9 protein-coding genes are annotated in these 12,462 nt (G+C 52.0%); 5 read left to right on the top strand and 4 right to left on the bottom strand.

Annotated features, from left to right (window positions below; translation table 11 throughout):
• Positions 1–17: 17 nt before the first annotated feature.
• From D8U18_RS09505 to D8U18_RS09515, 3 genes are all read left to right on the top strand, one after another.
• On the top strand, positions 18–1,382 hold the full coding sequence (locus D8U18_RS09505) for a DUF1329 domain-containing protein (protein ID WP_056853237.1): 1,365 nt from the start codon (positions 18–20) through the stop codon (positions 1,380–1,382).
• Positions 1,383–1,556: 174 nt separating this feature from the next.
• A complete protein-coding gene (locus D8U18_RS09510) occupies positions 1,557–4,295 on the top strand; it encodes a LuxR C-terminal-related transcriptional regulator (RefSeq protein ID WP_131107496.1) in 2,739 nt (912 codons plus the stop codon).
• A gap of 528 nt (positions 4,296–4,823) precedes the next feature.
• Positions 4,824–5,447: a hypothetical protein gene (locus D8U18_RS09515; protein ID WP_131107497.1), complete on the top strand. Its 624-nt coding sequence runs from the start codon at positions 4,824–4,826 to the stop codon at positions 5,445–5,447.
• Positions 5,448–5,592: 145 nt separating this feature from the next.
• Here D8U18_RS09515 and D8U18_RS09520 read toward each other — a convergent pair whose 3' ends face one another.
• Positions 5,593–6,666, bottom strand: coding sequence for an ImmA/IrrE family metallo-endopeptidase (locus tag D8U18_RS09520; RefSeq protein WP_131107498.1), 1,074 nt, complete (start codon positions 6,664–6,666; stop codon positions 5,593–5,595).
• Positions 6,653–7,312, bottom strand: coding sequence for a hypothetical protein (locus D8U18_RS09525; protein WP_131107499.1), 660 nt, complete (start codon positions 7,310–7,312; stop codon positions 6,653–6,655). The genes D8U18_RS09520 and D8U18_RS09525 overlap by 14 nt, the downstream gene beginning before the upstream one ends.
• A gap of 632 nt (positions 7,313–7,944) precedes the next feature.
• Here D8U18_RS09525 and trfA point away from each other — a divergent pair.
• Positions 7,945–8,802, top strand: coding sequence for a plasmid replication initiator TrfA (trfA, locus tag D8U18_RS09535; RefSeq protein WP_131107501.1), 858 nt, complete (start codon positions 7,945–7,947; stop codon positions 8,800–8,802).
• Positions 8,803–9,077: 275 nt separating this feature from the next.
• Here the strand turns inward: trfA and D8U18_RS09540 are convergent, their stop codons facing one another.
• Entirely contained in the window at positions 9,078–9,536 is a 459-nt protein-coding gene (locus tag D8U18_RS09540; protein WP_131107502.1) for a hypothetical protein, read from the bottom strand.
• An 808-nt stretch (positions 9,537–10,344) separates the two neighbouring features.
• Here D8U18_RS09540 and D8U18_RS09545 point away from each other — a divergent pair.
• Positions 10,345–10,668 (top strand): CopG family transcriptional regulator, encoded by a 324-nt coding sequence (locus D8U18_RS09545; protein WP_131107503.1) that lies wholly within the window; start codon positions 10,345–10,347, stop codon positions 10,666–10,668.
• 843 nt (positions 10,669–11,511) lie between these two features.
• On the opposite strand, the gene D8U18_RS09555 is transcribed toward D8U18_RS09545, so the two are convergent.
• Positions 11,512–12,462, bottom strand: a complete 951-nt coding sequence (locus tag D8U18_RS09555) for a thymidylate synthase (protein ID WP_131107505.1) — start codon at positions 12,460–12,462, stop codon at positions 11,512–11,514.

Raw genomic sequence — 12,462 nt, forward strand, 5'->3', positions numbered from 1 at the left:
TCAGGACGAACACAAAAATGAAAATAACCAAGAGTCTGTTTCACATCGGTGTCCTGGGGCTTTCGCTGTTGGCAACCGGCGTCATGGCGGCGGTCCCGGCCGCCGAAGCGGACAAGCTGGGCAAGAGCCTGACCCCGATGGGCGCCGAAATGGCAGGTAATGCCGACGGTTCGATTTCTGCCTGGAAGCCGCTGCCAAAGAATGCTGGCAGTGTCGACAGCAAAGGCTTCCTGTCCGATCCGTACCCAGGTGAAAAGCCACTGTTCACCATCACCGCGCAGAACGTCGACCAGTACAAGGCAAAGCTCGCGCCGGGTCAGTACGCGATGTTCAAGCGCTACCCGGAAACCTTCAAGATGCCGGTCTACCCGACCCATCGCGGTGCCACCGTGCCGGATGAAGTGTTCGCCGCCATCAAGAAGAACGCCACCAACACCAAGCTCGTTTCCGGCGGCAACGGCCTGGAAAACTTCGAAACGGCGATTCCGTTCCCGATTCCGAAGAGCGGCGTTGAAGTGATCTGGAACCACATCACCCGTTATCGCGGTGGTAGCGTGACCCGTCTGGTCACCCAGGCCACGCCACAGCCAAACGGCTCGTTCAGCCTGGTGTACTTCCAGGACCAGTTCGTGTTCCGTGACAAGATGAAGGACTACGATCCGGCCAACCCGGGCAACATCCTGTTCTACTTCAAGCAGAAAGTGACTGCCCCGGCACGTCTGGCCGGTGGTGTGCTGCTGGTGCACGAAACCCTCGACCAGGTGAAAGAACCGCGTTCGGCGTGGGTCTACAACGCCGGCCAGCGTCGTGTGCGTCGTGCGCCACAAGTGTCCTATGACGGCCCGGGTACTGCTGCCGACGGCCTGCGTACCTCCGACAACCTGGACATGTACAACGGTGCCCCGGACCGCTACGACTGGAAGCTTGAAGGCAAGAAAGAGATGTACATCGCCTCCAACGCCTACAAGCTCGACGATCCGAAACTGAAGTACGCCGACATCATCAAGGCCGGCCACATCAACCAGGACCTTGCGCGGTACGAACTGCGTCGTGTGTGGCATATCGTTGCAACGCTGAAGGAAGGTCAGCGCCACATCTACGCCAAGCGTGACTTCTACATCGACGAAGACACCTGGCAAGCGGCGGTGATCGATCACTACGACGGTCGCGGCCAACTGTGGCGCGTCGCCGAGGCTCATGCCGAGAACTACTACGACAAGCAAGTGCCGTGGTACGCCCTGGAAGCCTTGTACGACCTGCAATCTGGCCGTTACCTGGCGCTGGGCATGAAGAACGAAGAGAAGTCGGCGTATGACTTCGGCTTTACTGCCACCACCAGCGACTTCACCCCGGCGGCATTGCGTCAGGATGGTGTTCGCTAACGAGCGCTGAAACGAGGCCGCATCCTCTGCAAACGCCCCGACTGGTTCGGGGCGTTTTCTTGTGTGTAGACTTTTTGTAGCCATTTGTAGCAATAACCTTCATTCCCTCTTCGTTTACAGCTAGTCTGCGGACATCTGCAACGCCGCCACCCGCAATTCAAACAAGAGCCGGCCATGACTGATCTGTCCCCACCACCCGCTCCCGCAAGCGTCGCTGTCGCTGCGCTGGACGGGCGTTTTTTCCGACCGCCATTGCCCGACGGCCATGTGCTGCGACCTCGACTGTGCGAGCGTCTGAGTGCGGGGCTCGGTGGCCGGTTGCTGTTGGTCAGTGCACCGGCGGGGTTCGGCAAGAGTTCATTGGCGATAGAGTTTTGTCAGGCATTGCCGGCGCATTGGCAAAGTCTGTGGTTGGGCCTGAGCCCGCGAGACAGTGATCCGGGACGATTCCTCGAGCGATTGCTCGAAGGCCTTCAAGACTATTTCCCGCAGCTGGGCAGGCAATCCCTCGGTTTGCTGAAAATGCGTCAACGTCATCAACCGTTCGCCTTCGAAGAATGGCTGGACGGCTTGCTCGACGAACTGGCCGTGCACTTGTCGACCGCCACGCCATTGCTGCTGGTGCTGGATGATTATCATCTGGCCCAGGGGCCGGTTCTGGATCGCTGCCTGCAGTTTTTCCTCAATCATCTTCCCGATGGTTTGCTGGTGATGGTCACCAGTCGCCAGCGCCCGGATTGGCATCTGGCGCGGCTTCGCCTGTCACGGCAACTGCTTGAGTTGCACGAACAGGACCTGCGGTTGACCCACGATGAGGCCCTGAGTCTGCTCGACCGGCACAGCAGTTCACTGCGTGGCGAGGCGATGGAAAACCTCATCCAGCGCAGTGAAGGCTGGGTAGCCGGCTTGCGATTCTGGCTGCTGGCAGCCTCCGAGGCCGGTACCGACGGTGCTTTACCCCAGGCGCTTAATGGCGGGGAAGGTCTGATCCGCGATTATCTGCTTGAGGAAGTCATCGATTGCCTGCCCGCCGAGGTCCAGGCTTTTCTCTACGACACCGCCCCTCAGGAACGCTTCTGCAGTGAGTTGTGCGACGCCGTTCGCGACGCCCATGACAGCGCCGAGATCCTGCGCTTTCTGGCGGCGCACCAGGTATTCCTGGTGCCGTTGGACGAGCATGGCCACTGGTACCGTTATCACCACCTGTTTTCGGATCTGTTGCGTACCCGGCCCACTGCACAGACGATGGTGCCCGCCGCCACCCTGCATTTGCGTGCCTGTCGCTGGTTCAATGCCCAGGGGCTTCTGGATGAAGCGGTGGAACAGGCATTGCGTGCCGGGCATCTGGACGTTGCGGCAAACCTGGTGCAAAACCTTTCGGAGGAACAGCTGCTCGCCGAACAGAATGTCGGCATGCTGCTGCGCTGGAAAATGGACTTGCCCGACAGCCTGCTGATCAGCACGCCGCGTTTGATCGTGCTCTACAGCTGGGCGTTGGGACTGGCCTGCCAACTGGATGCTGCCGAGGAGTTGGCCAGTCATCTGAGCCGTTTCCTGCCGGCCCCGTCGGCTACCGCGCAGAAGTCGATGCTGGCGCAATGGCTGGCCCTGAGCGGGATCATCGCTCGCGGGCGTGGCAACCGTGAGCTCACGCTGCTCTATTGCACAGAGGCACTCGAAAGCCTTCCCTGCAAGCGTTACGGCCAGCGGCTGATGTGTCTTTCGACATTGTCCAACCTGGCCATTGCCGACGGCGACCTGTGGCGTGCGCGCGGGTTGAATCGCGCTTCTCTGGAGTTGGCACAACGGGTCGGCAACCCACTGTTCGAAGCGCTGGCCCATTATGACCGTGCCCGTGTATTGCAGGCGCGCGGGGAAGTCCTGCGCGCCCTTGCCGAAGTTCGCCAAGGGCTGCAGCGTTTGCAAGGTTTGTCACCGCAACGGCTCTATGCCATCCGCGCCCGGCTGACCTTGTACGAAGGGTTTCTGCTGGCTCTGCGCTTGCAACCACACGCGGCGAGAGCGCGTTTGCAGGTGGGCTTGAACGAGGCTCGCGCCTGTCGCGACATCAGCGTGTTGATCGGCCATTGTGTCATCGCCCGGCTCGAAGGCAGCAGCGGCGAGTTTGCCAAGGCCTTTGCCGAACTGGCTGAAGCCGAACGCCTGATGCACATCTGGGACGTGCCGCCGATCTACTATCTGGCGATGATCACCTTGGTCAAATGCGAACTCTGGCTGGCGCAGGGGCGCACAGATCTTGCCGAAGCCTGGCTGGCGCGACTGGGGCAAACCTACAATGGCGAGCATGCTGCAGCGCCACCGGAATTCCATCCGCAATTGCCGTTGCATATCGAACTGCAACAAGCCCTGCTTGAGGTTATACAGGGTCAGCCGATGCTGGCCGAGGGGCGTTTGAATGTCTTGCTCGAGCAGGGTCAGCAAACCGGGCGGCAGATGCTCAGCGCGATGGCGCTGACGCAAAAAGTGTCGCTGTTGCTCACCACCGGCCGCGAGCCCGAGGCCCGCAAGGCGCTGATCCAGGCATTGGACGCCGCTGGCGGGGGCATACTGCAATCGTTCGAAGGTTTGATGGCAGGGTATCCGGAGTGGTTGCGTGGCCAATTGCAGCTATGCGCGACGACTGAAGTCATACAGAGCCTGACAGAGAAACTTCCTGCTCCGCCTGCGCGTCAGGTGCTGGACCCGGCTCCTGCCGCCGAACAACTGAGCACGCGCGAATTGGCTGTGCTTCGACTGATTGCCCAAGGCTGTTCGAATCAGGAAATCAGCGACCAGTTGTTTATTTCCCTGCACACAGTCAAGACCCACGCCAGCCATATCAACAGCAAACTGGGGGTCGAGCGCCGTACACAGGCCGTTGCCCGGGCCAAGGAACTGGGGGTTCTGGGGTAGGGAATATTTCACATTACACATCGCAGACACTGGCGGGATACTGATGTGTGCGAACATTACCCGTCCCCGTTTACCGAGCAGACCCCGATGTCCCAACACCCCGGCCTCATCCGCGAAACCTTCCCCGTCGGCCCTTTGCAGTGCAACTGCATTGATTGCTAGATCGCTGAGTACTTGATTTTAAAAGGGATTGTTAATATTTATTTTTTGAATCAATGAGTTGTGCTACTGGATATTTAAGCGTCTTTGAGCGCTTTTTTGCAGTGTGATGCACTCTGGGTGTGCCAGTTTTGTGCCTAGGGGTAGACGCCAAACAACCTCATTGGGCATGGATACTTAGAGTTACGATGCCTGATGAGGCGGGTGTCCACGCGTGCGTTTGGTCTTAGTGCATACCCTTCATAGATATTTTGAAAGTCACTCAGATGTGACTTTACAGATAGGTGCGACGGTAGCGGCTGAAGCCGGGTTCCCCGTCCTCCAATGCTAGACTAGCGATCATAATTTTTACGAGTTTGTCGACTAATAATGTCACCACCAAGAGAAGAAAACCGCAGTACCACAGAGTCTTTGCATCAGTACAGCCAGATAGCATTGAATTTCACTTCTGTATTGGCAGCCATCGCAATTGGTGCCTGGGCCTGCTGGAGCACCTATGCAGTTAAGCGCGAAGGGGAGATAGCAGAACTAACTTTGCAGGATCTCAAGCAGAAAACTAGTCTCGCGCCCCACATTGGTATTCGTCTGCAAACGAAAATCCATCCGTCCCCCACGGTTGCGACAACCGTTGAAGTCGCAGTAACCATGATAAATCAAGGTACTGACTTTGCGCGCCTCAATTTGGAGAAGCGAGTGCTGTCGATTACGAAGGTCGATTTCCAGAGTGGATCTCCAGTCTTCAGCCACAGTCGTAGCCTAGGAGATACTCGCTTCAAAGGCGAGACAGAGTGGGTAGGCGGATATGTGGATATTGGTCCCAGCGAAACATACGAAATTAACTACATTTTTCAAGTCGCTGAACCCGGTTTGTACCTTGTGAGGTTTCTTTCGCGTATGAACAGTGATTTCCTCGTTACTCACAAGGCTAGAACCCTAACTCCTGCACTGATAGATTATTCAGCCGGTGCAGATCAGTACATCACTATCCCTTAATAGTGGTGAGCAACTGCTCTGATGATTTTGAAGGCATAACAAAAAAGCCCGGCAGTGATTGCCGGGCTTGGTTCGAGTTAATTGGGGGGAGGGTAATAGGAACTACATATTACGAGCTCCGTGCTGAATGCTCGAATAGATAGAGCTATACAACTCGTAGCGAAGGCTTGATTTTTTCGGGTTCTGTCATCATTTTTACACCGAGAACGCCTCGTAAAAGCGAGTCGACCTCATCCAACGGTAAATGAAGCTGCTCCGCAATGCTTTCTTTAGTGAGCCGTTCTCTCCATAACTCCTCCAAAACCTTCTTCCAGAGTACTGAGCTTTCCCGTGGTCTCGATTCAGGTTCGCTCTTCCTGTACCCAAGAGTTCCCATTTGTTTGCATAACTCTCTGTAGTGCCACTCCGTCACTAAACCAGCATCTTTGGACGTGCGAGTAAGCGCAGCAAGCGACACACCCCAGCGACCTTTACTAGCAATAAGTTGAGCAAGAGAGCTCACCTGATGCAGGTTTGCAATGAGGTCCTCTCGCGGAATGAGAAAGTGCGAGGCGAACTGATCTGCTTCTCTCTCAACCTCGCGCCCTTCATGATATCCGTGCACATGCAAAAGTAGATGACCAAGCTCATGAGCTGCATCGAACCGACTTCGCTCAGCAGATTTCATTGTGTTCAAGAATATGTAGGGAACACCATCTCGCCAGAAAGAAAAGGCATCAACATCTTTTCCCTCCGACAGAGTGAATACCCGAACCCCTTTTGCTTCCAGTAGCTTGATCAAGTTAGGAATGGGTTTGAATCCTATCCCCCAATGCCTACGAATAGCAGCAGCAGCGGACTCTGGATCCTCTACCCTCAACTCAGGAAGATCGGGCTCGGGAAGGTTAAAGCGACTGGCAACCCAGTCATTGAACATATAGCCGATCGCTCCACTGGATAGCGCTGCATCGCGCTGCCGAATGGTCATCGTTGACAGGCTGCGAAAGCTGACCTGTTCAGTTTGTAATTCCTCGACATCATCCTGATAAAAAAAGCTCACTGGATAGCCCAGAGCCTTTGCCAAGGCCGTCACTGTATCCTCGCTAGGATGCTGGGTGTCTCCCTTATCAATTCGTGTGAGAGTTACATGTGAAACACCAGCCAGTTCCGCTAATTGTTTCTTTGTTAGCTGCCTCCGCTTTCTGGCCAAAGCGAGGCGATTTAAGTTAAGAGTCGCCATTTGCCTTTTTGGAGATATTTATTTCAATATCGTCCAACCCTTCTGTGTCTGTTTGTGCTGCTGCAGGCGTATCTAGTTTTTCATCCAAGACATAGATACGGTTAAAAAATCCATCGAACTGATCGCCATCAAATGGTTTGGGGCGGGATACCTCAACCTGAAGTGAATCAGTGGTTGCAGCTACACACACGAACCAGATTACCGGGCGATCCCCGGCCTGATACACGTTAGTTGGAAGGACCTCCGACTGAAAAAGATCAGTTTCATAGGATCGAGCAACCAGATCTCTTGTTCCTGGACCCCGCTCAGATATCGCGCGTGGAGAGCTCGCTTGGCAAGCCATGTCAACGTTCTGAAAGCCAAGCATCAGCCCTAGCTCGTGATTAACAACCATTTCGATGTTGTTATATCTTGCCGATTTCCAGCCGCTAGGCAGAAGCTCCAAACGAAGCTGCCTTACGCCCGCCATATAAGCTTTCTGCCCCGGTGCATTTTTCGGGTCGATGCCCTCCAAATATTCTGCCCTGGCGGAGAGAGCAGATCTTGCAATCTGAGAAATTTGTTCCTTGCTGAGGTCCATCTGACTCAGAGCTGCCCGGACCTTATCGTCATCTCGAATAATGGTTTGAAAATCTTCGGCCTGCATGCACAGCTCCTGATGTTAATTTTTCTTAGCTACATTGTAGGAGGAAAAAATTAACATGCAACCGTCATTCGTCAGGCTGCGTCGAATAGGATAATCCTATCCCGTTCTCAACCTCACGGCGGCATTAGGCTACTCAAGCTTCCACTACAGACCCCCGCTGCTAAACAGTGTGAGGATCGGTCGCGATGTCAGCAGAGCCTCTCAGGGATGGGACCGGTAGGGCGGTAGCGAGTGGTAAGAAATACTTGAAATCCTTACCGTGAGTCTATCGCAGTATTGTTCGAACCTGACGGCATTCGCAAACCAATGCAGCGATGAGCACTAATCTGCTCAGGCTCATACGAGTGCCAACCAATGCAAGCCTTACTCACTGTCGATCAGCTTTCTGTCTTTTTACAAAAATCCGTCGCAAGCATCCGTAGCGACGTTACTCGTAACCCTCAAGCTCTACCGCCAATCTGCCGTCTGCCAGGCACTAAGCGTTTGCTGTGGCGTGTAGAGGATGTCAAGGCATGGTTGGCGAAGCATGTTGTCGATGGTGAGTTTGTTAAGTATGGAGCGGAACATGAGCGCGCCTGAATGGGGCGTCCTACTAAAGCCGTGCAGATAGCTAAGCAGCGCAGCTTCGCCAAATGAACTCACGTGGTTCCCTTTCTGATCGGGTGGAACAACTACGAAAGTCCGCCCCGCCTAGGCCCGCTGTAGCACCACCACCTTCCCTCTTGTTTCTGCCCGGCCTCAATGAATTCTGTCGTGCAATGCCGAATCATATTGCCCGCTCCAGCTTGTTCGCCCCGGTGGCTCGCGGAGGTAAGAAAATGCACAAGGAAACCGTGTTGGTCAGCCGTAAGGATGCGGTCCTCACTTTTTGGGGGGAGCAATTAGATGAGGCTCAAGCCGATGTTTGGATGCAGTTGATGCACGAAGCGATCAAAGCACCACTTGGTGATGCTGTGCCTATTAATCGCGCCCGTTTGCTGCGTGCAATTGGCAGGCAAACGGGAAATTATGAATATCAGTGGTTGCATCGAACGATGAAGGCGTTGAGTTTTGCCATGCTAATCGTCGAGGTGACGAAGGACGGTAGGCCGAAGCTTGAGGTTGGCAGAGCAGAATCACTGCATCTGATTGATAAGTTTATGTACGATCCTGAGCGAGAGAGCTACACCGTTCGTATCGATCCAAGGTGGTGTTTTCTGTACCGTAATCGAGAGTACGCCTTAATCGATTGGGAGAAGCGGCTACGCATTCGTAAAGGCCAAGATATGGCCAAGGCCCTGCAGCGCCTAGTCGCGACTTCGAGTGAGTCTGTGCAGCGCTTCCAGCTCGTTTGGTTGAAGAACCGCTTTCAGTATTCCAGTCCAATGCGCAAATTCAGGACTTCACTGGATGCTGCCATGCAGGAACTGGAGCGCGTCGAGGTCATTGCGGCCGGAAGAGTCGAGCTCAGCACTAAAGGGATAGAGCAAGCCGTGTGGACGCGCCTTTAACCCGCTTGACTATAGGGGTTGCGTTCCGCCTGCTTCGGGGTTGCATTCCGGGCCGTCGGGGTTACGTTCCGCTTTATCGGGGTTGCATTCCCCCCGTGATACTGGAGGCCACGTAATCCATGGTGTCCAGAGGAGCAGCGTGCTCTCTACCTTTTTTCTACTGTTTAACTATCACCATCATGGTGTGGATAACCTTACTCTTAGGCAAAATTCGATGTAGTCCGACCTCACGACCTTGAACATCGGATCCGTGCCGGAGCACGACTGCCAAAGTGCTAGACCTGCCCGCACTCGATGGGACTAACCCAATGTGGTCTATTGCTGACGCGCTCCTTTTCAATCTTGCTGATTTCTAACTGAACTCCTTCGTAAACTCCCAATCCTGAGAGGTTATTTTTTATCTCATCAAATTTGAGTATTTTCGTGAGTTGTTGGTATATCGAGAATGCGCGACCGAAACCATGACCATCGCCAAATCTCCCGTATGGGTCTGTTGTGGCTAGGTATCTATATGCAGCGATAGTCGATGTAAGAGAAAAAGAGCCATCAACCAGATAATCCATAAAGACTTTATTCAATGCCTCCTCGGTTGTCGACTGTTCCAAAGTTTTTGAGATGGATTTTACTATGTTTGAGGTCTGGTGAGCTTCACCCCATAACGCGGACCAGAGATCCTCTGGGCTGTTCCAATAAATATCTTCAGCGTTCTTAAAGATCTGAGAAAGAAGGTTCAATATTTGGGTCGGATGCCTACTTACGTCTGTCTCATAATATTTTTTGTCTCGGGCAATGAAGCGTAGCAACAAGCGAGGTAAGGGCACCAAAAGTGGGCGATGTGTAAAAGTCGGTGACTTGTGTGCAATTCGTTGCGGCTGAAGCTTGAGATTTTTTTGTTATACCGTCGATTACACGCCTTTCCCTTTTGGTGTCTATTAAGAATGCTTAGGTGACGTAGTGAAAACTTGGTGTTGGCTCGCGGTGACTTGTTTGTATTTAGGCGCCATGCAGTATCGGGAGACATATTTTGTAAATTGGGTGTATCCGATACTTAGTTTTGATGCATTGTTAGCGTATATGTTAACCAGTGTGTGACCTGCATTGAGTTGTTTTTGGAAAGTATCTTGCAGTGTAAGGAAGTCAACCTTCCCTTGGCCGCGCTTAGCCTTAGAGGAAGGGTTGTTTAAAGTGTCCATGTTATCTCCTGGTTGACGGTTTTTTTCTATGTCTAGCAGCAGGAAAGAAAATTTGGAAGAAATTAGTTAAAACTTTTTTTCGTATATGCGATTTAGCGCGATTTAATGCGATTTAATGCGACGCGAAGATATTCAACGAGATGGTTGCCCGGAATTTTACTGGATCGCATTAAATCGCGTAGATTAGCAAATTATCTGACGGCAAGATGTGTGTTGTACGGGTACGGGCTTCGCTCTTCCCCTCCCAACACCTTGCCTTACTCGCCTTCGGCTCGACGGAATCGTGCTCTGCGAGGCCCACCGCCGCTGCCGCTACAGAAGCAAATGCCATATAGAAAGGAGCGTTGCCATGATCGGCACAGAGCTAAAAAATTCGAAAGCCCGGCGACACTGTAAGCTGATTGAGGTTTGGGTGAACCACGAGGAAAAAGCGCGGATCACCGCACGTGCTGAGCCGTCCGGCTTGTCCCGGTCTGTATACTTGCGAGCCGTTGGATTGAACTACCCAATTTGGTCTGTCGTAGACTTGGCTGCCGTCGCCGATTTGGCCAAGGTCAATGGCGACCTTGGGCGGGTCGCAGGCTTAAAGTTGTGGTTGGCCGAGAAACACGGGCCGGGAGCACGTGCGGTGGACGTTGACGCCATAATGGTGGAGTTTCGTGAACTACAATGAGAGATTCGGTCGATTATGAGCAAGATCGTTTACGAGCGTTGTTAACTCTAGGGTTCAAGGTATTATAGTATCTACTTTGGTGCCGTACCTGGGTGCGCAGCTACCTTGTTTGTTCCTGAATCCACGTATTGAGCGGGGGGTAAGTCCGTAACATTGTGCTAACTCGTAAGTTGGCTGTCGAAATCTAAGCAGGCCAAGCATAATGGGGCGGTTTTGTACGAGTCTCAGAGCTTTTAGCGGTATGCGGAATTGAATGAGTTGTTGGAGGCTTATGCGCGACAAATCTCACGACGAAGTTATGGGTAGACATTACCGTCAACGGCCGGCAGAAGTTGCGGCTATGTTCCGAGCCCTGCTATTTGATGGGGGGCAACCAGGGGAGTGGCGTATTTTTTTTTCGTCATGTCCATCGCGCATTCTTCAGGTGCTGAGAGTGTGTAAGTTATCCGACTCGTAGCTGGCCGGTAATAAATAGCATGTTAATTTATATGCCGATGGCTTTGTCTAGTGTTGAGGTTATTTGATCTTCAATAGATGTAATAAAGGTGATATTCTGGTTGTCCAAGTTAAGCTTCTTAAGAATGGTTGACAGTTTTGTAGTGATCGTGCTTTTGTAATGTTGGTCTTGGTAAGTGCCGGGCTCAATTTGACCGTATGCTACGCAAAGAAGAGTATATTGAATTAAGGTTTTGTCGTCTTTAATCGAAAAATATTCTTTGTTGTTTATGCTGGAGTTAGAAATTAGTGTTCTAAGTTGTGGGGCCGAGTTAAGGTGTTCATCGGCTAACTCGGATGACCACTCAATAAAGTCTTCAGGGGTTGATACTAGAATGTTGGGTATGTTTAGCATGATGATACTGCCTTTTGATTGAGTGACTCGGACCACAGTTTTGCGCTTAATCCTAGCTTATCATACGGCAATGTTTGGGTTAAATCAACGCTGTCTCTGTCCGCTTTATATTGAAAGTATTGTGTAAATATTTCTTTTGTATAAGGGCACTGTATTTGATTTAAGTTTGATTCACATATGGATTCATTTTCAGATAACAGGCTTGTATAAAGGTGTTGCGGAGATGGGTAATCTTTCCAGCTGAGAATTTCGTCCCGATCGTTGGTTTGGATTATATTGTCAACTTTTTCAATGTTTGACTGATATAGGTGCAGTGAGTCAGTGAAATGGCGCTGTACACCAGTGTCTACCCCAAGCGCGGTTGCTGCGTATTTTTGTATGCAGTTGAATACAAACACATTGTACGGTACACCCAAGAATAAATCATTTGATCTATTTAAGATCGTTATGTCAAGTTTGTCGTTTCTTATTTTTAAGTATATTGTAGTGTTGCACGGTATATCTAAAGATGTTCGACTTAAGTCGTCGGGGGAGTGCAGTGTTAATACCGCTCTGCGGCTCGAAGCGTCCGCTTTCAAAAGATCTATTGATTGGGAAAGTTGATCTTGTCCAAAATATTTTCTCATTCTGAAGCCGTATGCTCCATTTAGGGTTTTACCGTCATCGGAGTATTTAGAAAAATTTGCTACCATTGTTTTTAATGGTGTAAGCGAATTTTTTCCGCATAAAATCCACGCAGCTTCTACGATCGCGAAGTATGGATTGAATCCTCGATTTCTTAGCGTTAGCAGTTGGTCAATAGGGTTTCTGAATTCAAAGTAGGCCGGGCCGAAATCGTAGACAGTACCTACTCTGGAGGTGCCAGGTTGTGTGCATAGCGCCCGGCATGTAATTAATGTGTCTAAATATATATCGTTAAGGTCGTTTCCTACAAAGCTGTGCAT

The organism is Pseudomonas sp. Sample_10 (assembly GCF_004321495.1).
Lineage (GTDB): Bacteria > Pseudomonadota > Gammaproteobacteria > Pseudomonadales > Pseudomonadaceae > Aquipseudomonas.

Coding starts and splice junctions, on each gene's coding strand:
- D8U18_RS09545 (WP_131107503.1), top strand. CDS start 10,345: ATGATCGGCACAGAGCTAAAAAATTCGAAAGCCCGGCGACACTGTAAG.
- D8U18_RS09505 (WP_056853237.1), top strand. CDS start 18: ATGAAAATAACCAAGAGTCTGTTTCACATCGGTGTCCTGGGGCTTTCG.
- D8U18_RS09520 (WP_131107498.1), bottom strand. CDS start 6,666: ATGGCGACTCTTAACTTAAATCGCCTCGCTTTGGCCAGAAAGCGGAGG.
- D8U18_RS09525 (WP_131107499.1), bottom strand. CDS start 7,312: ATGCAGGCCGAAGATTTTCAAACCATTATTCGAGATGACGATAAGGTC.
- D8U18_RS09515 (WP_131107497.1), top strand. CDS start 4,824: ATGTCACCACCAAGAGAAGAAAACCGCAGTACCACAGAGTCTTTGCAT.
- trfA (WP_131107501.1), top strand. CDS start 7,945: ATGAACTCACGTGGTTCCCTTTCTGATCGGGTGGAACAACTACGAAAG.
- D8U18_RS09510 (WP_131107496.1), top strand. CDS start 1,557: ATGACTGATCTGTCCCCACCACCCGCTCCCGCAAGCGTCGCTGTCGCT.
- D8U18_RS09555 (WP_131107505.1), bottom strand. CDS start 12,462: ATGCACAGCTTTGTAGGAAACGACCTTAACGATATATATTTAGACACA.